Origin of the sequence: Phytobacter sp. MRY16-398, from assembly GCF_003925915.1 — a bacterium.
Taxonomy (GTDB): domain Bacteria; phylum Pseudomonadota; class Gammaproteobacteria; order Enterobacterales; family Enterobacteriaceae; genus Phytobacter; species Phytobacter diazotrophicus.
The window spans coordinates 258,439-283,067 of the sequence record NZ_AP018756.1 but is presented as its reverse complement, the minus strand read 5'-3'; the positions used below and the strand labels follow the sequence as shown (position 1 = coordinate 283,067).

Annotated in this window: 17 protein-coding genes; 8 read left to right on the top strand and 9 right to left on the bottom strand. The window is 54.5% G+C overall.

All coding sequences use genetic code 11. From position 1 onward, the window contains the following. Window positions 1-141: 141 nt before the first annotated feature. Both MRY16398_RS01280 and MRY16398_RS01275 read left to right on the top strand, forming a co-directional pair. Entirely contained in the window at window positions 142-1,047 is a 906-nt protein-coding gene (locus MRY16398_RS01280; RefSeq protein WP_071195017.1) for a LysR substrate-binding domain-containing protein, read from the top strand. 252 nt (window positions 1,048-1,299) lie between these two features. Continuing rightward, complete coding sequence (locus MRY16398_RS01275) at window positions 1,300-2,949, top strand: alpha,alpha-trehalase (protein ID WP_039080235.1); 1,650 nt, start codon at window positions 1,300-1,302, stop codon at window positions 2,947-2,949. Window positions 2,950-2,962: 13 nt separating this feature from the next. Here MRY16398_RS01275 and MRY16398_RS01270 read toward each other — a convergent pair whose 3' ends face one another. Next, complete coding sequence (locus tag MRY16398_RS01270; RefSeq protein WP_110295429.1) at window positions 2,963-4,552, bottom strand: STY4199 family HEPN domain-containing protein; 1,590 nt, start codon at window positions 4,550-4,552, stop codon at window positions 2,963-2,965. A 152-nt stretch (window positions 4,553-4,704) separates the two neighbouring features. Between MRY16398_RS01270 and MRY16398_RS01265 the strand changes: the two genes are divergently transcribed. Together MRY16398_RS01265 and MRY16398_RS01260 are read left to right on the top strand one after the other, a co-directional pair. Further along, on the top strand, window positions 4,705-5,241 hold the full coding sequence (locus tag MRY16398_RS01265; RefSeq protein ID WP_125123743.1) for a GNAT family N-acetyltransferase: 537 nt from the start codon (window positions 4,705-4,707) through the stop codon (window positions 5,239-5,241). A 67-nt stretch (window positions 5,242-5,308) separates the two neighbouring features. Beyond that, on the top strand, window positions 5,309-5,707 hold the full coding sequence (locus tag MRY16398_RS01260; protein WP_039080232.1) for a YdeI family stress tolerance OB fold protein: 399 nt from the start codon (window positions 5,309-5,311) through the stop codon (window positions 5,705-5,707). An 88-nt stretch (window positions 5,708-5,795) separates the two neighbouring features. On the opposite strand, the gene MRY16398_RS01255 is transcribed toward MRY16398_RS01260, so the two are convergent. After that, on the bottom strand, window positions 5,796-6,554 hold the full coding sequence (locus tag MRY16398_RS01255; RefSeq protein ID WP_039080231.1) for an SDR family NAD(P)-dependent oxidoreductase: 759 nt from the start codon (window positions 6,552-6,554) through the stop codon (window positions 5,796-5,798). A 118-nt stretch (window positions 6,555-6,672) separates the two neighbouring features. Here MRY16398_RS01255 and MRY16398_RS01250 point away from each other — a divergent pair, with 118 nt between their 5' ends. From MRY16398_RS01250 to MRY16398_RS01240, 3 genes are all read left to right on the top strand, one after another. Beyond that, entirely contained in the window at window positions 6,673-7,572 is a 900-nt protein-coding gene (locus tag MRY16398_RS01250; RefSeq protein WP_071195020.1) for a LysR family transcriptional regulator, read from the top strand. A gap of 53 nt (window positions 7,573-7,625) precedes the next feature. Further along, complete coding sequence (yhjD, locus tag MRY16398_RS01245; protein ID WP_039080229.1) at window positions 7,626-8,669, top strand: inner membrane protein YhjD; 1,044 nt, start codon at window positions 7,626-7,628, stop codon at window positions 8,667-8,669. Between the two features lie 262 nt (window positions 8,670-8,931). Further along, window positions 8,932-10,248 (top strand): MFS transporter, encoded by a 1,317-nt coding sequence (locus MRY16398_RS01240; RefSeq protein WP_039080228.1) that lies wholly within the window; start codon window positions 8,932-8,934, stop codon window positions 10,246-10,248. A gap of 161 nt (window positions 10,249-10,409) precedes the next feature. Here MRY16398_RS01240 and MRY16398_RS01235 read toward each other — a convergent pair whose 3' ends face one another. Beyond that, complete coding sequence (locus MRY16398_RS01235) at window positions 10,410-12,464, bottom strand: AsmA family protein (RefSeq protein ID WP_125123742.1); 2,055 nt, start codon at window positions 12,462-12,464, stop codon at window positions 10,410-10,412. A 72-nt stretch (window positions 12,465-12,536) separates the two neighbouring features. Then, complete coding sequence (gene pdeH, locus MRY16398_RS01230) at window positions 12,537-13,307, bottom strand: cyclic-guanylate-specific phosphodiesterase (RefSeq protein WP_039080226.1); 771 nt, start codon at window positions 13,305-13,307, stop codon at window positions 12,537-12,539. 231 nt (window positions 13,308-13,538) lie between these two features. On the opposite strand from pdeH, the gene kdgK reads away from it, so the two are divergent. Then, window positions 13,539-14,468, top strand: a complete 930-nt coding sequence (gene kdgK, locus MRY16398_RS01225) for a 2-dehydro-3-deoxygluconokinase (protein ID WP_039080225.1) — start codon at window positions 13,539-13,541, stop codon at window positions 14,466-14,468. Between the two features lie 200 nt (window positions 14,469-14,668). Here the strand turns inward: kdgK and MRY16398_RS01220 are convergent, their stop codons facing one another. The 5 genes from MRY16398_RS01220 to bcsZ form a co-directional block, all read right to left on the bottom strand. Beyond that, window positions 14,669-16,162 carry a M16 family metallopeptidase gene (locus MRY16398_RS01220; RefSeq protein ID WP_039080224.1) on the bottom strand — a complete coding sequence of 498 codons (1,494 nt, stop codon included), beginning with the start codon at window positions 16,160-16,162 and terminating at the stop codon, window positions 14,669-14,671. 218 nt (window positions 16,163-16,380) lie between these two features. Continuing rightward, on the bottom strand, window positions 16,381-17,667 hold the full coding sequence (locus tag MRY16398_RS01215) for a dicarboxylate/amino acid:cation symporter (RefSeq protein WP_039080223.1): 1,287 nt from the start codon (window positions 17,665-17,667) through the stop codon (window positions 16,381-16,383). Window positions 17,668-17,824: 157 nt separating this feature from the next. Beyond that, entirely contained in the window at window positions 17,825-19,831 is a 2,007-nt protein-coding gene (gene hmsP / locus MRY16398_RS01210; protein WP_039080222.1) for a biofilm formation regulator HmsP, read from the bottom strand. Between the two features lie 217 nt (window positions 19,832-20,048). Next, a complete protein-coding gene (bcsC, locus tag MRY16398_RS01205) occupies window positions 20,049-23,540 on the bottom strand; it encodes a cellulose synthase complex outer membrane protein BcsC (RefSeq protein WP_125123741.1) in 3,492 nt (1,163 codons plus the stop codon). Beyond that, window positions 23,522-24,628: a cellulose synthase complex periplasmic endoglucanase BcsZ gene (gene bcsZ / locus MRY16398_RS01200; protein ID WP_125125618.1), complete on the bottom strand. Its 1,107-nt coding sequence runs from the start codon at window positions 24,626-24,628 to the stop codon at window positions 23,522-23,524. Before bcsZ ends, bcsC begins: the two co-directional genes overlap by 19 nt. Between the last annotated feature and the right edge of the window lies 1 nt (window position 24,629).

Genomic DNA, 24,629 nt, shown 5'->3' with positions numbered 1-24,629 from the left:
TCAGCGCTCAGGCCGCACGCGCGGTGCAGCCTTAAAAGAGTGGAATAGCGTTTTATTTATAATCTGGCGGCAATGGTAAGGTTGCGATGTATACCTGTCCAATATATAAATCTCTATGTATTTATATATCTGGAAATATAAATGGAATTCCGTCACCTTCGCTATTTCCTGGCCGTGGCTGAGGAGCTGCACTTTACCCGTGCCGCAGAAAAGCTCAATATCGGCCAGCCGCCATTATCACAGCAGATTCAGGCTCTTGAAGAAGAGCTGGGCGTTCTGTTATTCAATCGCACCCGACGCAAAGTCGTGTTGACAGAAGCGGGCGAGCATTTCGTGATTAAAGCCAGAGAGATGCTGCGACTCAGCAGCGACCTCCCCGCCGAACTACGGGCCATCGCGCAGGGTAAAAGCGGCGAGTTACGTATTGGGTTTACCACCACCGGGCTGCTGGTCGATGAACTCAGTGCGCCGCTCAAAGCTTTCCGCCGTCACTATCCCGAGGTTCGGGTCACGCTCAGTGAGATGTACTCACAGCAGCAATTCACCGCTCTGCTCAATGAGGATATCGACGTGGGATACATTCGCGTCACGCCGGGAACCACCCGCGATGGCCTGAATATCCGGGTGCTCAGGCGCGACCAGCTCTGCGTCGTGCTGCCTGATGATCACCCCAAAGCCGCCTGTGAAACCCTGACCATTACTGATGTGAAAGATGAGCCTTTCATCTTTTATCCCGACACGACCGGCGCATCCGTGCCGGATAAAGTCAGGCGTATGTGCCAGAAATCGGGCTTCACTCCCTATGTCGTCCAGGAGGCGGCGGAAGTGTTGACGCATATTGGACTTGTCGGCGCAGGCGTGGGTGTTTCCGTCTTACCCAGACCCATTGATCAGCTCAAGCCGAAGGGAGTGAAATTTATCCCGCTTGCCGAAGATGACGCAGAGTTATGCATGGCGATCGTCACCCGAGAGAGTGAAAATAACCCGCGAACGCTAAATTTTTTGCGGTTACTGACTGGCGTGAATGCGGGAAAGTTACCAGGCTAAAGGGATTGCCCTGAATATTCATAACCTGTTGCATTTTGAATGTTCTGAATTCTGTCGTTTCGCTTTCGGAGGAGCGGCAATTAAGGGATTGAAATTATAAAAATTAATTGATTTCGCTCTTTTTCCACCCGCGCCTAAACGTGATCTAGCGCACGCTTTGCACCCCAAAGATCGAAGCGAATGTCTAAGCTTATAGATATGCCGGGAAACACCCGTAAACTCTTACGACGACCTCCGGAGGCCAGTATTATTATGTTCAACCAGAAACTTCACAGCGCTGAATCCGTAGAATTTGGGATCGCACAAGAACCCCGCTACGAAATCGATCCCTGCGAGTTAAAACTGGCTGAAATGATCGACGCGGAGCCGGAACCGGAAATGATCGAGGGGCTGCCTGCTTCGGACGCCCTGACCCCATCCGATCGTTATCTTGAACTGTTTGAACACGTGCAGTCATCGCGTATTTTTGCCGATAGCAAAACATTCCCGGACTGTGCGCCGAAAATGGATCCGCTCGATATTTTAATTCGCTATCGCAAAATTAAGCGCAAACCCGATTTTGACCTGCGGCTGTTTGTTCAGGCGCACTTCTGGATGCCGGAAACCTATGGCAGTGAATACGTTTCGGACCCGGAAAACTCCCTCAAAGAGCATATCGACCAGCTCTGGCCGGTGCTGACGCGTGAGCCGCAGGACCATATCCCGTGGTCATCACTGCTTGCTCTGCCACAGGCCTATATCGTCCCCGGTGGGCGATTTAGCGAGACCTACTATTGGGACTCCTACTTCACCATGCTGGGGCTGGCGGAAAGTGGTCGCCACGACATGCTGAAATGTATGGCGGACAACTTCGCGTGGATGATTGAACGCTACGGTCATATCCCAAACGGTAACCGTACCTACTATCTCAGCCGTTCGCAGCCGCCGGTGTTCGCCCTGATGGTAGAACTGTTTGAAGAGGATGGCGTGCGCGGTGCGCGGCGCTACCTGGACCATCTGCTGATGGAGTATGACTTCTGGATGGATGGCGCGGAGTCGCTGCTGCCGAACCAGGCCTATCGCCACGCGGTACGTATGCCTGACGGCTCCCTGCTCAACCGTTACTGGGACGACAGGGACACGCCGCGTGATGAATCCTGGCTGGAGGATGTGGAAACCGCGAAGCACTCCTCTCGCCCGGCTAACGAGGTCTATCGGGATCTCCGTGCGGGTGCGGCTTCCGGTTGGGACTATTCGTCACGCTGGCTGCGAGACGCCAATCGCCTGGCGAGTATTCGCACCACCCAGTTCATCCCCATCGACCTGAACGCCTTCCTGTTCAAACTGGAGAGCGCTATCGCCAATATTGCCGGCTTAAAAGGTGAACGGGAGCAGGAGGCGGAATTCCGTCTTAAAGCCAGCGACAGACGGGCGGCGGTCAATCGCTACTTGTGGGATGAGGAGAAAGGCTGTTATCGCGACTATGACTGGCGTCGTGGCGAAATGGCGCTCTTTTCCGCTGCCAGCCTGGTCCCGCTGTATGTCGGCATGGCTACGCATGAGCAGGCAGATAAACTGGCTGAGGCCACGCGCACGCGCCTGATGACGCCTGGCGGTATTCTGGCGACGGAGTATGAAACCGGTGAGCAGTGGGATAAACCCAACGGTTGGGCGCCCTTACAATGGATGGCGATTCAGGGCTTCAAACTGTACGGCAACGACGCGTTGGGTGACGAAATCGCCCATAACTGGCTGCGCACCGTTAACCATTTCTACCAGCGCCACCACAAGCTGATTGAGAAATACCATATCGCCAGCAGCACGCCGCGCGAAGGGGGTGGGGGTGAATATCCGCTCCAGGATGGCTTTGGCTGGACAAACGGTGTGGTTCGTCGCCTCATCGGGTTATACGGGGAGCCGTAGCTCCCCCGTTGATTCAGTCGATAGCATCATAAATAGCCGACTGAATATCCGCCCATTTCTTCGTGTTATCGTCAGGCGCAGCCTCATAACGCAGTTGCGCCTGTTCCATTTCATAACGCTGACGTCTCACGACGGGTTCCGATGTACAGAACGCCTGCAGGTAGTTCTTACGCAGCGATGTCAGCTTCGTGCCGGAAGCCATCTCATGCCCCATGTTTTCGATAAACCGGCGGCATGGGCGGTTTTCTTCCATCTGTAGCCGATAACGCAGCAACATCTCCAGCACATCCGTGTAATCGTTCGCCATCGCCTGCTCGGTCCACGACAGTTTCCAGCTCATGCCCGTACGGAGAAACAGCGACACGACGCGGGTATCGTTGCGGTCAATTGCGGAACGGAAGTTGCTCTCATCGCGGGGGATGCCCATTTTGGTCAACTCTTCTTTGGGCGTCGCTTTTTCCTTATCCTGAGAGATAGGCACCGTAATCCGCCCCTGCCCTGACACCGGCACCGATACTGATGAGTCGCTAAACAACCAGAATGCTCCCGCCACGATGACCAGCACCGCAACGCCGACTGCGCCCCACAGTGCTTTGGAAAGCATCTGTTCACGCTCCTCGCGGGTACGCGCGGCGCGTTTTTCCGGCCTTTCAATTCCATCGCGAATTTGCATAGCATCACCTCCCGCCGCCCGATCTTTCTTGCGCGCCTGTTCCCAGAATGTATCTAAATCATCTTCCGCCTCTCGCAACAAGCTTGCGGGATTAACCTGTATGCGCCCGTCTTCCCATGCCCGCTGCACTGGCCCGGCAATCTGCGGGTAATAGTTCTCCAGTAGCATCAACTGGTTCGAGGTTAACGGTTGCCCCGCGACGACAGCGCTGCGTATTTGCCGAATATCGTCCAGAAAGGTTTGCAATGTTTTGCGCGGCTCAAGAAACAGACTCAATACCGGTGAATCGTTAAAAAGCCGGGCATAATGCTGGCTAAATTCTTTCTTATCAATTAATAACAGCGCCAGTTCGCTAAATAACATACCACTGAGTACATCGTTGCGATCGCCGACTTTCAACCAGCGCCGAACGCAATCGGCGCCAAATCGCGTTTTCAGGTGGTTACTCAGCCGCAACGCATCCGGCCAGGCATTTGTTACCAGCGATTTGAGCATCAACTCCAGCGCCCGTAACTGTTTTAACCCCTGCTGCTGCCCTTCTTTGTCTGCATTGAGGGTTGTCGCATAGGTCAGCAATGGCTGCTTCGCCCGCAGATGTTCCAGCGTGCGCACGAAACGCAGCGCGACAATAAGCTGGTTCTCTGTAACGTTCTGCCCCTTTTCATAATACGGCACCAGTTGTTGCAAATGGCGTAGCTGTAAGGTGAACTGGGTTAATTCCGCATCATTAAGCCTTAATCGTTTTGCGACAGCGCCCCATCCGCCGAGGCTCAAACGTGCAATATCGAGTTGTTCAAGAAACCAGCGAGGATCCTTCCCTTCGTCAAAATGCACATTAAGCAGCATTAATATTTCTTTCGATGCCTGACGAATAATTCCTGTGCATTGCTCGAATTGTTCCCCCAGGTTCTGCGAGGATGTATGGGTCATTCTTTTCCTTTAAGTACAACCGGTGAAATAATTAACTGGAAAAAAAGAAACGTTAATTTTTCTTTATTTATGGATACTTAAAACATAGACCAGTTAATGATTATTATCAGTGATAGCGGTTTTAACACGAAAAAAACAATGGAGCTATTTTTATGCCGACGCTGGTCACGCCACGGCTCATTTGCACGCCGATAACACCGCAAGACTGGCCTTTTTTCCTCGCATTGCAGCAGGATCAGCAGGTCATGCGTTATGTTGCCGAAGACCGCCCGCAGGAAGCCATCCGCGAGGCGTTTGAATCCCGCCTGCCTGCCTGGTCTCCCGGCAGTGAGCACTGGTTATGTCTTGTGGTGCGCGACAACGCCACGCAAACCCCGCTTGGGGTGACGGGCTACCGCCATCACGAAGCAGACTGCGCCGAAGTCGGGTTTCTGTTTGCCCCCCAGGCGCAGGGAAAAGGTTACGGGCTGGAGTCATTACAGGCGGTTTGCCGCTATGCCTTCACCAAAGGGGGCATTCGTCGCCTTGTCGCGACCGTAACGGCAGGAAACGACGCCTCAAAGCGTTTACTGGAAAAGGCAGGATTTGTGCAGGAAGGTGAACTACGCGAAGCCTTCTGGCTGGCGGGCCGCTGGCATAACGACTGGCTGTTTGGTCTGCTGCACCATGAATACCGTGAAAGCAGATAATTCACCTGTCATCTTCCTCTCTCTGTGCCAGGCTTAGGCAGTGTTTTGGCAATAAAGAGGAGAGCATATGAAGAAGATTCTGCTGATAACAAGTTTTACAGCATTATTCTCCATGGCGGCATTCGCGCAGGATGCACCAGGTTTAAAGACGGACAAGGCGCCGCCGCCGCCGCATAAAATGGAAGATGGCTATCGCGGTATGGAAGATGCCCGTAGCATGACCATTAAACAGGCGAAAACCATGCATGACGGCGCTTCCGTTTCGCTCAAAGGGAACCTCGTGAAGAAAACGGGGGAGGATCTCTACCAGTTCCGCGACAAAACCGGGCAAATTGACGTGTATATCCCAATGGCCGTTTTCGATGGCAAAAATGTCTCCCCGGACGAACTGGTGGGCATTAGCGGGTCGTTAGATGCTAAACAGAAACCAGCCCGAATCAAAGTCACCCACTTTCAGAAGCAGTAAGTCTCACCGCCCGGTGGCATAACGCCGCCGGGCAAAGGATAATGCATACGTCTGAGACCGATAGCTAAACCACGTTAAACGACGACCTTTACAGGAACATCCCGCCCGAGACTTCCACCCGTTGAGCATTCATCCACGCCAGATCGTCGCTCAGCAGAGCCGCCATCGCGCCGCCAATATCATCCGGCTTACCGACGCGCCCCAGCGCCGTTTGCCCGGCAATATGTTTATTAATTTGCGGGTTATCACGGACTTCACCGCCGCGGAAATCGGTCTCAATCGCGCCAGGGGCAATGATATTGACGGAAATCCCGCGCGGGCCCAGCTCTTTAGCCTGATAGCGGGTCAGCACTTCCATTGCCCCTTTCATCGCGCCATAGGTCGCGTATCCTGGCAGCGCAAAACGCGCCAGCCCGCTTGAGACATTGAGGATGCGTCCGCCATCTGCCAGCAATGGCAACAGGCGCTGTGTCAGGAAGAATGGCCCTTTAAAATGAATGTTCATTAATTCATCAAATTGCGCTTCACTGGCCTCAGCAAAGGGAACCGCGATGCCAACACCGGCATTGTTTAATAAATAATCAAACGTATCCCGATTCCAGACGTTTTTTAGCTGATGCTGTACGTCCAGGGCGAAAGCCTCGAAACTTGCAACATCGCCGACATTCAATTGTAAAGCCACCGCTTTCACGCCTTTTCCCTCAATTTCCGCCACAACTTCATCAGCCGCCTGCTGATTGCTGTTGTAGGTCAGGATAACGGCGGTTCCGCGTTCTGCCAGCTTCAGCGCTGCGTTTTTCCCCAGTCCACGGCTGCCGCCTGTTACTAATGCGATACGTTGTGTCATAAGAAACCTCGTTTTGTTTGGTGTTGACTGTGGAAAAAGCTTATTAGCTGGTGGTAAAACAATAAAGGCGCTGAATTACGCTTCACTGTTTCATTTGCAACAACAATGGATGCGTTCGATGGATAAAATTTATGCAATGCAATTGTTCATCCGCGTGGCAGAACTGGAGAGTTTTTCCCGCGCGGCAGACTCATTAGGCCTCCCTAAAGGCAGCGTATCGCGGCAGGTTCAGGCGCTGGAAAACCACCTTGGTACACAGTTGCTGCATCGCACAACGCGACGGGTGCAGCTCACCCAGGACGGGATGGTCTATTACGAGCGGGCGAAAGATTTGCTCGCCAATATGGACGAACTTGACGGACTTTTTCTGCACGATCCGTCGAGCATCAGCGGGCGGTTGCGAGTTGATATGCCCGTGGCCGTGGCGAAAAATCTGGTGATTCCACGGCTACCGGCGTTTTTGCAGCAATATCCCGGTATTGAACTGGAGCTAAGCAGCAGCGACCGGCTGGTGGATATTATTCGCGAGGGGTTTGACTGCGTGGTGCGCGTCGGCACGCTGAAAGATTCCGGCCTGATTGCCCGCCCGCTGGGTAAGCTTTCCATTATCAATTGCGCCAGCCCCGACTACCTGGCGCGTTTCGGCTACCCGGAAAGTCTGGACGATCTCTCTTCGCATGCGGTTGTGCATTACGCCCTCAACCTCGGCGCGCGTCCGCAAGGCTTTGAAGTCTGCCTCGATAAACAGACCACGTGGGTGAAAACCGGCGGCATTTTGACAGTCAACAGTACTGAGACTTATCACGCCGCCTGCCTCGCAGGGCTTGGCATTATCCAGGTGCCGCGCGTCGGCGTGCGGGAAGCGCTACGCGCAGGAAAGCTGGTGGAGATCCTGCCGCAATATCGTGCAGAACCTATGCCGGTATCACTTATTTATCCCCATCGTCGTAATTTGTCGCGCCGCGTGCATCTGTTTATGGAATGGCTGGCCGGAGTGATGAAAGATTACGTTGATTAGACGCAGTCTATAATTTTATTCACTGCGAGTTAAAAAGAAGGAAAATTGCCCTGATGACGCCGGAAAACAGCGAAAAACGTCCGACCCAGGATCTGGATTACGAGCCAGTCAGAAAAATGGATACATCGGGAACATCAACGAAAGACACCCCTCCCAGCGCGGGTGACAACAAGGCGCCCTCACCGCTGGAAACGGTCACCCAGGTGGCGAAAAAAGTGCAGCGCCGTCCAATGATTGCGCACCTGATCCGCGCCACTGAACGCTTCAATGATCGTATGGGAAACCAGTTTGGCGCGGCCATCACCTATTTCTCATTTTTGTCGATGATCCCCATCCTGATGGTCTCCTTTGCCGCTGCCGGGTTTGTGCTGGCCTCACATCCCACGCTATTGCAGGACATTTTCAATAAGATCCTGACCAACGTCAGCGACCCGACGCTGGCGACAACCCTGAAAAGCACCATCAATACCGCCGTGCAGCAGCGTACCACGGTGGGGATTGTCGGGCTGGCGATTGCGCTTTACTCCGGCGTTAACTGGATGGGCAACCTGCGCGAGGCGATACGCGCCCAGTCGCGGGATGTCTGGGAGCGTAACCCACAGGATCAGGAAAAAATCTGGGTGAAGTACTTCCGCGATTTTATTTCGCTGATTGGCCTGCTGGTGGCGCTGATTGTCACGCTTTCCATCACCTCGATTGCCGGTTCGGCGCAGCAGATGATTATCTCCGCCCTCTATCTTGATAATATTGAGTGGCTGAAACCTGCATGGCGACTGATTGGTCTGGCGATCTCTATATTCGCCAACTATTTGTTGTTCTTTTGGATTTTCTGGCGGCTACCGCGCCACCGTCCACGGAAAAAGGCGTTGATTCGCGGTACGTTTATTGCGGCGATCGGCTTTGAGGTGATCAAAATTGTGATGACCTACATGCTGCCATCGCTGGTGAAATCTCCCTCTGGCGCCGCCTTTGGTTCTGTACTGGGTTTGATGGCGTTCTTCTACTTCTTTGCCCGGCTGACGCTGTTTTGCGCCGCCTGGATTGCCACTGCGCACTACAAAGACGATCCACGGATGCCAGGCAAAACACACCGCTAAATCCCTAACTGGGCTGAATATTTCAGCCCAATTCATCATTTCAGCATTAATATCCAAGCCGTAACTTTTATTTAACCTAAAACCAGTTTTAAATTCTATTATTGAAATTATGTGAAGCATTTCATAGAAGCGAAATCGCAGGTCTGAAAATTATCCGCTTTTTGCCTGGTTTTTGTACGTTTCCGCACTTTGTTACAGATTGAAATGTCGCTTTTGCTGTGGCTAATATGGTCGTTCGTTCGCCAAAAAATAAGAAAATTTTATGCAAGCCACAGCCACAACCTTAGACAACGAGCAGGAAATCACGCCGGTAAACTCACGCAGTAAAGTCGTTATCGCTTCACTGATTGGCACCGCTATCGAGTTCTTCGATTTCTATATCTATGCCACTGCGGCGGTTATCGTTTTCCCGCATATCTTCTTCCCGCAGGGTGACCCGACCGCCGCAACGTTGCAGTCGCTCGCCACCTTTGCGATTGCTTTCGTCGCGCGTCCAATTGGTTCCGCCGTGTTTGGTCACTTCGGCGACCGCGTAGGGCGTAAAGTCACCCTGGTGGCGTCGTTGCTGACGATGGGGATCTCCACCGTATTAATTGGCCTGCTGCCAGGCTATGAAACCATCGGCGTGATGGCTCCGCTGCTGCTGGCGCTGGCACGTTTTGGCCAGGGTCTGGGGCTGGGTGGTGAATGGGGCGGCGCGGCGCTTCTGGCGACCGAAAACGCACCGCCACGCAAACGCGCGTTGTATGGCTCTTTCCCACAACTGGGCGCGCCGATTGGTTTCTTCTTTGCGAACGGCACCTTCCTGCTGCTCTCCTGGTTACTGACCGACGAGCAGTTTATGAGCTGGGGCTGGCGCGTACCCTTTATCTTCTCCGCCGTGCTGGTGTTGATTGGCCTGTATGTTCGCGTGTCTCTGCATGAAACGCCGGTATTTGCGAAAATCGCCGCCGCGAAAAAACAGGTGAAAATCCCGCTGGGCACCCTGCTGACCAAACATGTCCGTGTGACCGTGCTGGGCACCTTCATCATGTTGGCCACCTACACGCTGTTTTACATCATGACCGTCTATTCCATGACATTCAGCACCTCGCCTGTCGGGCTGGGTATGCCGCGAAACGAAGTGCTGTGGATGCTGATGATGGCGGTCATTGGTTTTGGTGTGATGGTGCCGGTTGCCGGGCTGCTGGCCGATAAATATGGCCGTCGCAAAAGCATGATCGCCATTACAACCCTGATCATTCTGTTTGCGCTGTTCGTCTTCCCGCCGCTGTTAGGCTCCGGCAACCCGGCGTTGGTAATGGCTTACCTGCTGATCGGTCTGAGCCTGATGGGGCTGACTTTTGGCCCGATGGGTGCGCTGCTGCCGGAGCTGTTCCCGACCGAAGTGCGCTACACCGGTGCATCGTTCTCGTATAACGTGTCATCAATTCTGGGGGCGTCCGTTGCGCCTTATATCGCCACCTGGCTGCAGGCGAACTACGGTCTGATGTATGTGGGGATTTATCTGGCGGCGATGGCAGCCCTGACGCTGACCGCGCTGTTGTTGACTCACGAGACCAAACACCAGTCGCTGTAATGGTCATTACGTCTTTCCCGGATGCGGCGTCAACGCCTTATCCGGGCGACGATGTTACAACGGCACGGTAAAAGCTGGCACTCCGCCGACATTCACTCGATCGGTCCCCTCTCCCTTTGAGGGAGAGGGTTAGGGTGAGGGGCAACCACCGCACCAATCTCTTACTTTTTCATCTGTGCCAGAATCGCCCGGCACTGGTTGGCTTCGCCTTCTGATGGCGAAATCAATGCCAGCAGTGCAGCCGCAGGTGTCACCAGCGTTGCCAGCGCTGCGGCCACCGCACCACGGGCAATCAGCGGCCCCGGTTTTACCCCCGCCTGCGGATTTTTAAATGTTCCGCGCACATACAAAGGTGAACGCAGCGTAACGATACGCACCCCTTTACTTTCCGGGTTAATGGTCAGGTCCAGTTGCTCCGAGGCGAAACTCGCCGTACCCGTCACATTCACCAGCGCGTTTTCGGTATCAAAAGCGAAGATTTGCGGACGCGCCACGCCATTAACCAGATCGAGATTCGCCGCCGCGCAGTTCACCCGCACCTCATCGTCGCCAAAGATCTTGCCGATAACGTAGTTACCCACATTCAGCCCGGCAATCTCCATCAGATTACGGCTGATAAGCCCGTCATTCATCAACAGCTTAAGGTTACCGTTGCTGGTGCCAAGCAGCGCCGCTACGGAGTTCCCTGTCCCCCGGAAATCCGCATCGCCATTCATCTCACCGAGGGTTTTCTGCATCAGCTCGACATTTGGCATCAGTTGTTTCAGTTTTAACCGTCGCGCCTGGATTTCCGCACGCCCCTGCATCGGCTTTTTATCCCCTTCAAGGCGAATATTGGATGAGATCGTCCCGCCCGCTAAGCCGAATTTCAATGGCTGCAGTTTCAGATCCGCATTCTGTAAAATGATATGGGTTGTGAGGTCGCTTATCGGCAATGTGCTGCCATGCTCAATGCGCTTCCCTTTAAAACGCACGTCGGCATCCATCGTGTTCCATTTGTCGGTTTCAAAGCGATCGTAAGGCAACACCTTCCCGGCGGGCTGGATATTTTTTTCACCCTTCTTCTGCTCTGCCTGTTTCGCTTTATCTCCCCCTTTACCGGAGTCCACGCCGATCAAGGGGCCAAGGTCGGCCAGACGAAGCTGCCGAGACTCCAAATCGCCTTCCAGTTTCGGACGTGGTTTACCGGTGGTATAGGTGAGTGAGCCATGTATGTCGCTTTCGCCGATACGCCCGTTAAAATCGCGATAATCATAGACACTGCTTTTTTCGCTATCTATCTTCGCCACCAGATGACCATCCGTTTCAAACGGCGGGGTATCCGGCAGCAGCACGCCTGTCAGTTCGTAGAGATCCCCCAGGGTATCGCCAGCGAATTTCAACTGGAGGTCGACGCCGCCCATTTTCATCGGGTCGTTAACCTTGCCGACAAAGGCTACACGGGTGTTGCCGGAGCGGAAATCAGCCTGCACCGGGAAAGGCGTGTCTTCGCTGCGTAGCGCCAGCATGCCACCGATTTTCCCCGTGCCTGTCAGCGGTTGGCCGTTATAACGCCCCTGGGCTTTCAGCCCGAAAACATAATCTGCCACGCGCGTTTTATCTTTACTGTTGCCCGTGACTTCATTGAAAGGGAGCGGTTTGCCTAACGGATCGACGAGGATCTCGATATCCGCTTTGCTCACCTTGTCGTTAACAGCGATACGCCCTTGATCGAAGAGAATATTATCCAGGCGGAACGACCAGCCGGAAGGTTGCGCATTGGGATCGTTGTTTTCTGCACTGGCGAGCTTAAAGGTCCAGTTGTTGTTCTTTTCAGACAGGCGGATCAGGCGCGCATCCGGCTTTTGCAGTTTGATCCACGGCAGGTAAACGGTTTTCGTTAATAGCGCCAGCGGTGCGAGAGTGGCTTCGACGCGCGGTAGGTGCACCATGGTGACTTCGGGGATCTCAGGTGGGTTACCGAGGACAATATCGTCGGCATGAATGTGCGGCCAGGGTATCCAGCTACGCCAGCCCGTCTCCTCTTTTTGTCGCTCCCACACCACGCCCAAATCACCGCGAATCGCAAAGGGGCGATTAAGTTCGGTAGAGACTTTCTGATTAATGGTCGGTTTGAGACGGTTCCAGTCAAAGGTGGCAATGATAATAATGGCCACCACAATCAATAAAACCAGTGTTCCAGTGACAGCAATAATCGCTTTGCTTGTTTTTGTCATGCGGGCACCCTTTCTTTATTGCCTTGCCTGTCATAAAGATAGCCGAGGCTGGCAGAAAGGGGTGCCCTGCGATCAGAGCTCCAGCAGTACGTTTTCCAGCGTATTCAGTGGAACCGGGCGCGAAAGGAAGTAGCCTTGTGCGGCAAAAGCCGGAGAATTCTGAACGTCACGCCACTCGTCAAGGGTTTCAACACCTTCAACAATCACCCCCTGGCAGTAGCGATTCATTAACTGAATGAGCAGCGCGAACAGGTTGCGTCCTTCGGGCGTCTTGCGCAGCATAATAAACAGGTCGCGCGACACTTTGATGTAGTCATAATGCATTTCGCTAAGCGCCGAGAAGTTGGCCATTCCGGTACCAAAATCATCCAGCCACAGCGGTCCCATTTCACTGATCGTGGCGAACGTGGAGTCTTGCGGCAGGCGGATATGTTCCACCAGTTCAAAACGGATCCACGGCACGGTGTCGATGAGGGCTTTTAATGCTTTATTCGAGCGCATGGCTATCAGCGTGGGCCCATCGACATTTACGGATGCCAGCACGCCGTGCTGCTCGAAAAAGTCTTTCTGTTTGGCCAGCAGAGCGATCTGTTCGTGTACCACGTCGACACGATGACGCACCGCGACCTCGGAAAAATAGCGGTCCGGTGGGATGCGCTGATCGGGCTGGCTCGGATGCGTCACAATGGTCAGCACCTCAACCGCCATCAGGCGACCATCAGTTTTGTAAATTGGCTGATAAGTATAAGCACGCTCACACTGCAGCCAAAAACGACGTTCCTGTAGGCTTTCTATGCTCGCCTCGGAGTAGTTCAGCCGCTGGATAACCTGCTTTAACTTCATTTCTTCTTCCTGTTGAAAATGAGTAGCCCCGGAGCTCTCGTCATTGGGTTATCGGCCCCTGAGGTGAGAACTTTACCTTCATGACCCACGCAAAATGAAAAAGCACTTTGCGGAATCAGCAGAGAATACGTTCTGTGTCAAAAAAATAATGGAACGTCGTTTTAATATAGTTGACCACGAAACGCGCACAACGCACACTACCGTTAATTCATCTGATTCAGGTTCCGGACTATGTCTAAGAAAATTGCCGTCATCGGCGAATGCATGATTGAACTGTCACAAAAAGGCGCGGAAGTGAATCGCGGTTTCGGTGGCGACACACTCAATACGTCGGTTTACATCGCTCGTCAGGTAGACGCTGCGGCGTTATCCGTGCATTACGTTACTGCGCTGGGTACCGACAGTTTCAGCCAACAGATGCTGGAATCCTGGCAGGCAGAAAACGTCGATACCACCCTGACTCAGCGCATGGAAAATCGACTGCCCGGCCTGTATTACATCGAGACCGATGACACCGGCGAGCGCACCTTTTACTACTGGCGTAACGAAGCCGCGGCAAAATTCTGGCTGGAAAGCGAGCAATCTGCCGCCATTTGTGAAGAGCTGGCGACTTTTGATTATTTGTATCTCAGCGGTATCAGCCTGGCGATTTTAAGCCCGGCAAGCCGTACTAAGCTGCTGTCACTGCTGCAGGAATGTCGCGCAAACGGCGGTCAGGTGATTTTCGATAACAACTACCGCCCGCGTTTGTGGGCCAGCAAAGAAGAGACCCGTCAGGTCTATCAGCAAATGCTCGCTTGTACTGACATCGCTTTCCTGACGCTCGATGACGAAGATCTGCTGTGGGGCGCACAGCCGGTGGAAGACGTTATCGCACGCACTCAGCAGGCGGGCGTAAAAGAGGTGGTGATTAAACGCGGTGCGGACTCCTGCCTGGTCGCAATCCAGGGAGAAGCCCTGAAAGAAGTGCCAGCGGTGAAATTGCCAAAAGAGAAAGTGGTGGATACTACCGCAGCGGGTGATTCATTCAGCGCCGGGTATCTGGCCGTGCGCCTGACCGGTGGCGATGCTGAAGCTGCTGCCAGACGCGGCCACTTAACGGCCAGCACGGTAATTCAATACCGTGGCGCGATCATTCCACGCGACGCCATGCCGAACTAAGGATTTTCCCTGCCTCCTGTCCGGGGCAGGTCTTTTTCCCCTCACCCTAACCCTCTCCCCAAAGAGGAGAGGGGACCGATCGTGCTCGCATTTTTGTGGGGATTCCTCAGCCCACAGGGAAAGGGGACTATTTCGTGCGGTCTGAACGTTTGGTAGCCCGGATCAGGCGTTTACGCCGCATCCGGGAACACCCACAACGCTTACTGCTGCGGCGGAATATCCGACACATCCTGATGGGCATCATCCACGTTGGCTGGCGCGGCATTCTGCTCACCAGAAGACATCAACTCTTCCCAGCTAGCCTGCAGATCCTTCATGTTGTACTCCGGCTCGCCTTTCGGCTGCAGCAATACCAACGCCATATCCTGCGAGAGCTGCTGACGTAAATCCTGATTCAGCATTTCTTTCGTCAGGCTACTCAGGAAGTTCTGGCGCAATTTTTGGTACTGCTCGGGCGCGATATCCACCACCTGGTTTTGCAGCGAACGCATCCGCTGGCTAATCAGGATGTCGGTATCCGTGCGGGCATAAGTGGCAAACAGCTTCTGAAGCTCAAGATTTTTTTGCGCCACCAGCGCATCAAACTCTTCTTGCGGCAGGCCGCGATCGCGCACTTTCGCCAGCTCGCGGGCCACGATATCCAGATTGCTGTTGAGCCTATCGTTTGGCGAGTCAAGATTGATGGCACACTGCGCACGCTGGAACAACACCCGACAGTCGAAGCTCAGACCAATGTCTTTCACGTTGGTCTTCGCCAGATACTGCTGCACGTGCCAGAACAGCGCCTCACGGGCTAAATCAGCACGCCAGTAGCGTTGCAAGGCCGCAGATTCACGAATCGGCTGCCAGGCGGTATCCCACATGATGGAAAGACGATCCTGACGCACAGAATCCGTCATGATACTTACTGGCTGACGCGGTAGTGGCGATAAGGTTGGCACCGGGGCCGGTGTTTCGCGCTTGCCTTTAAGATCGCCAAACGCTTTGTTAATCTGCTCGGCAACCGCGCGGCTATCAACGTTACCCACCACAATCAGCGTCATCGCGTCCGGGGTGTACCATTTCTGATGGAAGGCCTGGAGCTGTTTTGCATCCAGCGGTTGTTTGAGCGTTTCAGCCGGATCATGGCCGAGCAATGACGACCCTTTCAGGCGATAGCGCCACCAGTTGTCTTTGGTGTTACCCGGCCAGGTCGCCACCATATCTTCGCTCGCCAGCGCATGGTTAATCGTCTCTGGCGTAATGGTGAGGCGCCCGGTGCTGTCTGACAGCCAGACCAGCGCTTCTTTGAGCAAATCGTTGCGGTTATTCGGCAGGCTCAGATTGAACATCGTGTATTCATACGAGACCAGCGCGGGAGGTAACGGACGCTTCGGGTCGATACCCTGCTGCCACAGTGAACGTACCTGTGCAGGTTGCAGGCTACCGCTTTGGGTCAGCGCAATACGTGGAAGAAAATGGCTAAAGCCGCTCTGTTGCGTACTCTCGGTGAGCGAACCGGTATTAATAGACAGACGTACTTCGATGCGATCGCTGGGGCGTTGTGGTGTGGCCAGGACTTGCCATTGCAAACCATTTGCCAGTGTCCCCTGTTGCCAGGCCGGGTCGGGCTGGAGCGCATCTGCCTGCACATAACCGACGGCTGCCATCATGAGCAAACCGCCTGTTAACAATCGAATTTTTGTGCCCTGCATGAGAACCCCTGATCAACGTTCCTGGTTAAAAAGTCAGCCCCGACATGTCTGGAGGCTAAAGATACTTTAACACTTCGCTGTTAGACCTCACGAATTGCAAAATGTCACACAGCGAAGTGAAAAATCCCGGGCAATTCGTTCTGAATTGTGACGGGCCAGGGGGTAATTATGCGCAGGCACCCGTAGCCCGACAAGGACTACGGGGCTAAGTAGCGAAATTAAGAGGAAATTTCGCCGGTTTTGCTGCTTGATGCACGATTATTCAGCGTATCCGTTAGCTTTTTCTGATCGAGCTCTTTTACCCATTTCGCCACGACCACGGTCGCCACGCCATTACCGACCAGGTTAGTCAGCGCACGCGCTTCTGACATAAAGCGGTCGATACCCAGAATCAGCGCCAGCCCTGCTACCGGTAAATGGCCCACCGCGGAAATGGTTGCCGCCAGTACGATAAAACCGCTCCCGGTCACCCCCGCTGCGCCTTTTGACGAGAGCAACAGGACCACCAGCAAGGTTATCTGATGGAAAATATCCATATGGCTGTTCGTGGCCTGGGCGATAAAGACGGCCGCCATCGTCAGGTAAATAGAGGTTCCGTCGAGGTTAAACGAGTAGCCGGTAGGGATAACCAGCCCCACGACGGACTTGCGACAACCGAGGCGTTCCATCTTCTCAAGCATACGCGGCAGCGCAGACTCGGACGAAGAGGTTCCCAGCACGATCAGCAGTTCTTCGCGGATATAACGGATAAATTTGAAAATGTTAAAACCCGTTGCGCGGGCAATCGAACCCAGCACCACCACCACGAACAGAATACAGGTGATATAGAAGCAGATAATGAGCTGCCCCAACTGGATCAGCGTGCCAACACCGTACTTACCGATGGTAAAGGCCATCGCGCCAAACGCACCAATCGGTGCAAGACGCATAATAAAGTTGATGATGCCGAAAATGACCTGCGAGAAACTTTCAATCACGTTGAAAATTAGCTGACCCTTGTTGCCCAGACGGTGCAGCGCGAAACCAAACAGCACGGCAAACAGCAGCACCTGCAAAATGTTGCCGCTGGCAAACGCGCCAATCACACTGCCCGGGATAACGTCCATGAGGAAGGCGACGATACCCTGCTCTTTGGCCTGTTCTGCATACACCGCAACCGCTTTAGCATCCAGCGTTGAGGGGTCAACATTCATCCCCGCACCTGGCTGCACAACGTTGACGATAATCAGGCCGATAATCAGTGCCAGCGTACTGACCACTTCAAAATAGAGCAACGCCACCGCACCTGTGCGGCCTACCGCCTTCATGCTTTCCATACCGGCGATACCTGTCACTACCGTACAGAAGATGACAGGGGCGATAATCATTTTAATCAGCTTAACGAAGGCATCACCAAGCGGTTTCATTTGCGCGCCCAGTTCCGGGTAGAAATGGCCGAGCAAAATACCGATAGCGATTGCCGTCAGTACCTGGAAATACAGACTTTTAAACAGAGAGGTTTTCATAGGGTGTCCTTGAGGTATAAACCACAGGCTTTTTGGGGATTTCTCGCGCCTGCGGGTTAAAAATAACACCCAGAAAACATGACAGAAATATACTCACATCAAATTTGAAACAATGATGTTAAAAAGTTAGAGCTGACTCGTACAAGCCAGCAACATTTCAACCATTTTCAGCATTGTCTGGCATCGAAAAATAACGCGCTTCAAATGCTTCCGGCGTCATGGCGCGATCAAACAAAAATCCCTGTACGATTTCTACACCCGCATTTTGCAGCCATTCGCGCTGCGCTTCGGTTTCAACCCCTTCGGCGATAATGTGTAAATCCAGGCTTCGCGCCATATGGATAATCGACGCCACCATGCTGCTGTCGTCGGGCAAGCCTTCAACAAAAATTTTGTCGATTTTAAGTACATCTACCGGCAGTGACTTCATATGGTGTAATTGACGTAACCCGGCATAGCCCATGCCGAAATCGTCCAGCGCAATACGCACCCCCGCATTCCGCAGCGGGCGCAGAATGGTCACCGCCGCCTGTGGGTCATCAATGCGACGGCTCTCAGTCACTTCAAGAATCAAGGTGTTGGGTTTAATTCGATAGCGATTGAGCAGTTCCAGCATGTCCGGCACCATATCGTGGTGCATCAGTTGCAACGCCGAGAGATTCACCGACAGCGGCATCATCAGCCCGCGCTCTTGCCAGGCAGACAACAGACGGCACGACTCTTCCAGCACCCAATAACCCACGGTAACCATTAGCCCGCACGACTCGATACGTTCGATTAACCCTTCAGGCAGCTCCCAACTGCCATCCGGTTGCTCCATACGCAGTAATGTTTCGGCGCTCACCACCGCATTCGTGGCGAGGTCCACCTGCGGCTGAAGCCAGATGGCAAACTTGCGATTTTCAAGCGCGGTCAGGATATTGCTCTCTTCCGTCAGCCGTTTTTGCGCCTCTTCCATCTCTTTTGGATCGAAGAATTGAATCTGATTTTTCCCTTTGCGTCGCGATGTAAACGCCGCTGAAGCCGCACGTCGATAAAGCTGTTCTGCGGTCTGGTCGCCATGGAACATCGCCACACCGATGCTGGCACTCGGGCGCAACTGAATGCCGTGAATGGGCACGCGCTCATTAATAACAGTGAGTACTTGCTGACCTAATGTTATGGCGTGCCATGGCTCTTTCACCCCATGGGCGATAATGGCGAAGTCATAGGCACTGACCTGGGCGAGCACCATCCGCGGTGAAATGACAGATTTCAGCTTCTCCACCAGCGTCAATAGCAGCATCTCGCGCTGTGACTCTTTCAGCACACCCGCCGTATCCTGCAACGTTTCACAGGCGATAAACATCAGCGCGGTAGTCTTCTGCCGTGCCACCACCTGATCCAGCAGCGCCATCAGGAAAGCTTTGTTTGGCAGTTCCGATACCGGGAAGAGGGTCGACTGGGTGTTCAGCTCATCATGCTGACGCAACAGGTTTTGCTGATTACGGTTATAGCTGCGAACCAGGCTGCCAATCTCATCATCCTGATGGTGACGCGGCAACGCCAGTTGGTGCCCGACCTGGTCCTGCTGCGGTACATCGCTCAGTTCGCGGGCGATTTTGCGCAGCGGATGGACGATCAATCGGTTAATACACCAGGTGATCGCCACCGTCATAATCAACGTCAAAAGTAAGTAAGCAGTTACCAACGTCGAAAGGGTGCTCATCACGAATTTATAGACGCGATAAGAGTCCGCTTCGAGCACCAGATAGGCAATCGGCTGTGGATTGGCGGGGCGCTGCAGGGAGTAAATGGGCAATGAAATCTGGATAGGCAGTTCAAACACCCGCGCGATCATCATAGGCACCGGGCGCTCGGGAATAAATCGCAGGCGCAACGCCTGAAACTGATTGGGCAGCACCACATCCGCGCGGATCACCACCCCGGCAGGCTTAATTTGCTTAAGCACCGATTCCGCTTCCGGGAAATCGGCCTTTAATATGGCTTCGGACAGCGGTTCGCGTACCGAACGGGCAATACTTTCCAGTTGCGTAGCCGTGTTGTAGCGATTCTGCTGCACAAAATGAAACAGCAAAATGACGCAAAAAATGAAAATAAACACCATCGCCACGGAAAAAACCGCAGTCATCTGTTTAATCGTTAAAGAACGGCTGACACGCAAAATCACTCTCCAGAGATACACAAGCGCAGGGCAATAAAATACAACTCCGCCGCCAGAGTATACCCTATCGTGACAGTTTGAGATAAAGAGGCGTCAAGATTGCCTCAGCGCCAACGCTATGAGGAAAAAGCGTCAGCAATACACGGAATAATAAGCACAAATTTCATATGGCGGGCCATATTGCCCGCCACGCTTCCCCCAGGAATTATCCTCATTATCACCAGTCAGCGTATGGCGTCAGCGTTTGCGGCGGCATGTCCATATCGCCCTGCCATCCGGCGGCGGAATAACGGATAAAAAGCATACCCTGGCTTGGCGTGTAATCTTTCGCCTGCTGAATATTCACGCCAAGGCCAACGGACCAGTTCGCGTTAATACGCCGTTCAACCAATGCCTGGGCGGTATAACCCACGCCGCTCGATGAACTCCCTTCCTCCAGCGCGGTTCTGGCGTCGGTACGATAATCCGCCGGGATCAAATTCAGTAACGGATAGCTTCGTTCCGTTTTCTTACGCGAATGTGACCAGGAGGCAGACCCACCCAACTCCCAGGACCAGTTCTCCGTACGTTGACGCCAGGTCACGGGCACCGAAAATGACAAATATTCTTGCGGGCTATAATAGCCCCCTTGCCCCAGGGTGTAGTGGCTCAGATCTTTGTCGTAGTGCCAAATCATATTATTAAGGCCAATGGTCAGACGGCGGTTATTCTCATTGATAAGCTTGTAGTAATACCCCGCCATCCAGCGCACTCGCCAGTTGTCAGCCACATTTTTCCCGGTCAACTGATCGGCGCCTAAAGAGGCCCAGACGCCGTGCGCCTCGCCACGGTCATAGCTCATGCTGGCGGTGGCGCCGTTCGCCCGCACGCCGCCCCATGTGGTACCGGGATGATCGCCATTGCCGTTATCTTTCTGCCCGCCAAACGCCAGTAAGGAGCTGGAAATCGGACGACGATGCACATTCAGCGTGTAGCCAATCGCCCCGATATCATTGCTGTAGCTCAGGCCGCCGACGATATCCACCACGTTAAAGCCAATCGGCGTGGTGCCAATATCCATATCCCAGGTCTTATTGCGCCAGCCTACCGCAACGCTCACGCCGTTAGCCGTCTGGGTGCGGTCACCGCCCTCACAGGCCACTTCATTACAGGTTCCCCAGTGCGGCGAATATGTCCCGTCATCTTTAAGCGAGAACTTTCCGGCATCCATATTCACCATATCGGTACGAAAGAACATCCTGCCGTCAGCCAGCGGCGCATCGGCCTGCAGCATAGTGGTGTGGGCTTTTAAATCAGAGTAGCCGCCCGTACCGCTCGACCCCCAGTAGTTATGCTCCAGCGTGACATTCACATCCTGCTGACGATAAAGTTCTGCGGCATCGCTGCGCACGCCGCGTTTCAGCCAGTCATCTTTCTCATTGTTACGGGTTTTATAGGTGAATTCGTCATTGCTGGTGGGACGGGTTGCCGCCACGCCCGATGCAACCATCGCGTCTTTATAGGTTTCCAGCGCCGCCTGCGGTTGCCCCTCCAGCACCTGGAAACGCGCCGCATCACGCAGCACCAGCGCGCTTTCCATCGAAGGCGGTAGCCCCTTCGCCTGCGGCACAATCTCGCTGAGAGTCTGACGGGCGGGGTCATTATCGCCCACCGCCGCCTGCACCATTGCCACCCGGCGTTGGGTATTGATCGTCCGTGGCGCAGTCGGGGTGGCGGCCGGTAATGTCGCCAGCAGTCCACGCGAAGCCATGCGGTTGCCGTCGGCGGCATAAATTTCTGCCAGCCCCAGTACCGCATCTTCATTGGTCGGCTCGCGATTCAACACGCGCTGATAGGTCGAAATCGCCGTGGGATTATCGCCTCGCTGTTGCGCCCAGTCGGCAAGCGTCAAATCAATACGCGTCGACGCAGGCTGCTGTTGAAGAAAAGCGATTGCTTCTGGCTCATGGCCCGCATCGCGCAACTGATTAGCCCGCGCCAGGCGTTGATTGGCTTCCAGCCTGTCGGAGAGTTCCTGAATATTGCTGTTCCACTTGTCGCGCGACAGCGTGTTGAGGTGCGCCAGCGCCGCGCTCTCCTGATTATTGCCGGAAAGATAGAGGCCGTAAGCGTAAACCTGCTCAGGGTCTGTGGGCTTATTGCGCGCCAGCGCGCGCATCTGCGCGTCGGCTTCAATCTGTTGACCGGCGGAGCGCAAATCACTGGCCAGACGGTAGGTCACCCATACACTATCCGGGTCCAGAGCCAGACGACGTTTTTGCAATACGGCGGCCTGCGCCCAGTTGCCCTGATTTTCCAGCCGCTCCGCCTCTTGCGCGAGTCGGTCGTTGGTCAGGCTGCGTTCAATATCGTTAATGCTGCGCCGCTGGCTGGCGCTCAGTGACTGAATAAAGGCATCGGCTTTTTCCGGCGACTGCGCGCGGTAAATATTCGCCAGACCGCGTACCGCGTTGCTGTTGCCGCTATCCATACGCAGTGCCTGGTAATAGAAACGCTCTGCGACGGCGGTATCCTTGCGGGCCATTGCCGCATCGCCCAGCCCCAGCACCGCGTAGCTGTCGGTATTATCAATCGCACGCGCCTGCTGGTAGAGGCGTTCCGCCTGGGCCGGATTTTTCGCCGCCAGTTGCGCATCGCCTTGTTGGATCAGCAACCAGTAACGGTTCACCTTGAGCAGGCTGTCCCATTTGCCGCGATTATCGCTATTGGGATCGAGGGCGATGGCCCGCTCAAACTGCGCCACCGCCCGGGCACGATCGCCCTTCTGGGAATAGGCCTGCCCCAGCGCCCCGACAGCTTCGCTGTCCTGATGATTTTTGCTTACGGCATCCTGCAATGCGCCAATCGCCGTGCCGCCCTTGCCCGCTTCCACGGCCGCCAGCCCGCTGGCACGCTCCCGAAATGCCGGGTCAGCCAACTGTTTCTGTTGTGCATCAAGCTGCTGGCGCGCCGTCACAACCGTATCCCCTTCACTGAACACGCTCAGGAAACGTTTGAGAGCCGCCACGCTTTTTTCGCTGACGGCCATGCCCTGAATCTGCTGATACCAGAGATTGGCTGCGGCATCGCGCCCGGTGTTGTTTTTCGCCATTTGCTCAAGAACGGCATAGCCTTCTTCGTTGCGCCCGTCGGCGATCAACAGCCGTGCCAGCGTACTTTGCAAATCGGCATTTCCCGGATTGCTGGCATTAAGGGCTTTCAACTGAGTAATGGCTTCGTTGTGTCGCGCCGGAACTTTCGCCACCTGAATCCAGTATTCCGCCGCCAGATCGCCTGCTGGCGCACTGCCGTTAAACATCTTCTCGTAAGCGGCAACGGCCTCCTGCGGATGGCCCGTGGCCGCCTGTAAACGCGCTTCCTGCAAGGCCTGTCGCCCTTCGGGTGTCGACAGCGCCATCGTGATACGCGACGCTTTGGTCGCGCTGGCGTTTGGTGCGAGAGCGTTCAGCCGCGCCATCTGCTTTTGCGCTCCGGCATTATCACCCTGACGCAGCAGATAGCGCAGACGCGCGGCAATCACGTCCGGGTCGTCGGGGGCCATTAACTCAAGGCGATATAACGACTGGCGTACTAAATCTTCACGTTTGGTGGTTTCGCCCAGGCGTACCTGTTCAAGCAGTTGTTGTTGCGCGCCCGGTGCCGCCTGCGCGAAAGTCATCACTGAGATGCCGAGCGTGAAAGACAATAAACTTAATGTGAGCTTGCGCATTGCTGGCCCCAGTCAGGTTGTAACTCACCGCGAGGGGTGAAGCGGAAACGATGCTCGTCCCAACCTTGTCCGAAAAGGGTCAGAACATAACTGTAATACGCGTCTTTGCCGGGGAAGCGATCCGCCACCCGCTGACGCTGCGCCGCCTGAGCATCACGATCCTGTAAAAACGGCAGGAGTGCCGCGGAGAAACCCACAGGGCCATTACCCTGTACCTTGCCGGTCGCCACGTTGACTCTTTCTGGCGGCACACCCTGTTTCGCCGTCATGGTTTCCATGGGTTTGAGGCGCGCCAGCATACGCGCCTTTTGCGGGTCGCTGTCATGCATCATGCCTACCCATGCATACACGCGAATCGCATCGTAACCCCCGATAACCGGCTTATCGGCGGTAAGCTGCCAGCCCTTATTTTTCTGATAACTCACCCAGTCAGGGGAGAACCCTTTCGGCGCGCTTTCCATAATTAACCGCAGGTTGGTCTCCCGTAGCGTCGTCCAGGGCGCGCCATAACGGGTAAAGTACTGGGCCAGTTGGGGCGGCAGATAGCCAGGGTTGAAGCGCCAGGCATCGTTATCAGCAAACCCGATCTTGCCGGGAAGCAGCATGGAGCCAAGGCCGGGTACCGTGGTCACCTCTTCTTTGGCAATGCGTGAGAGCAGCGCTTTTCCGATCCCGGTATAGTCCGGCATGTTCCACAGCCGTCCGGCTTCCAGCAGAGACCAGGCAATCCAGATATCCGCATCCGACGCGGAGTTGGTATCCAGTACCGTCCATTCGGTTTCATTTTTCCGCCCCCACAGCCATGCGGGAAGCCGCGCGCTTAAATCCCCTTCCGCCAGGTTATTTTGCGTCCAGCTCAGCACCGTTTTAAAGGCATCGCGATCGTTCGCCGCAAGGGCAAAGAACAGGGCATAGCTTTGCCCTTCGGAGGTGGTTATCTGGCGGGCATCACTTGGGTCGATGACGCGTCCGCCATCGCTAATATAGTCCTGTTTAAAGCGCTCCCATGCGGGCCAGTTACAGGCGGCGCTTGCCTGCGCCGCCGCCAGCATAAGCGCCGCCATGACCATCCAGCGTAGCGCTTTCATC

Bases quoted from the DNA above. Each gene is read 5' to 3' on its own strand.
- MRY16398_RS01265 (WP_125123743.1), top strand. From the start codon at position 4,705: ATGCCGACGCTGGTCACGCCACGGCTCATTTGCACGCCGATAACACCG.
- kdgK (WP_039080225.1), top strand. From the start codon at position 13,539: ATGTCTAAGAAAATTGCCGTCATCGGCGAATGCATGATTGAACTGTCA.
- MRY16398_RS01275 (WP_039080235.1), top strand. From the start codon at position 1,300: ATGTTCAACCAGAAACTTCACAGCGCTGAATCCGTAGAATTTGGGATC.
- MRY16398_RS01215 (WP_039080223.1), bottom strand. From the start codon at position 17,667: ATGAAAACCTCTCTGTTTAAAAGTCTGTATTTCCAGGTACTGACGGCA.
- MRY16398_RS01255 (WP_039080231.1), bottom strand. From the start codon at position 6,554: ATGACACAACGTATCGCATTAGTAACAGGCGGCAGCCGTGGACTGGGG.
- MRY16398_RS01280 (WP_071195017.1), top strand. From the start codon at position 142: ATGGAATTCCGTCACCTTCGCTATTTCCTGGCCGTGGCTGAGGAGCTG.
- MRY16398_RS01260 (WP_039080232.1), top strand. From the start codon at position 5,309: ATGAAGAAGATTCTGCTGATAACAAGTTTTACAGCATTATTCTCCATG.
- pdeH (WP_039080226.1), bottom strand. From the start codon at position 13,307: ATGAAGTTAAAGCAGGTTATCCAGCGGCTGAACTACTCCGAGGCGAGC.
- bcsC (WP_125123741.1), bottom strand. From the start codon at position 23,540: ATGCGCAAGCTCACATTAAGTTTATTGTCTTTCACGCTCGGCATCTCA.
- MRY16398_RS01270 (WP_110295429.1), bottom strand. From the start codon at position 4,552: ATGACCCATACATCCTCGCAGAACCTGGGGGAACAATTCGAGCAATGC.
- MRY16398_RS01250 (WP_071195020.1), top strand. From the start codon at position 6,673: ATGGATAAAATTTATGCAATGCAATTGTTCATCCGCGTGGCAGAACTG.
- MRY16398_RS01235 (WP_125123742.1), bottom strand. From the start codon at position 12,464: ATGACAAAAACAAGCAAAGCGATTATTGCTGTCACTGGAACACTGGTT.
- MRY16398_RS01220 (WP_039080224.1), bottom strand. From the start codon at position 16,162: ATGCAGGGCACAAAAATTCGATTGTTAACAGGCGGTTTGCTCATGATG.
- MRY16398_RS01240 (WP_039080228.1), top strand. From the start codon at position 8,932: ATGCAAGCCACAGCCACAACCTTAGACAACGAGCAGGAAATCACGCCG.
- bcsZ (WP_125125618.1), bottom strand. From the start codon at position 24,628: ATGAAAGCGCTACGCTGGATGGTCATGGCGGCGCTTATGCTGGCGGCG.
- yhjD (WP_039080229.1), top strand. From the start codon at position 7,626: ATGACGCCGGAAAACAGCGAAAAACGTCCGACCCAGGATCTGGATTAC.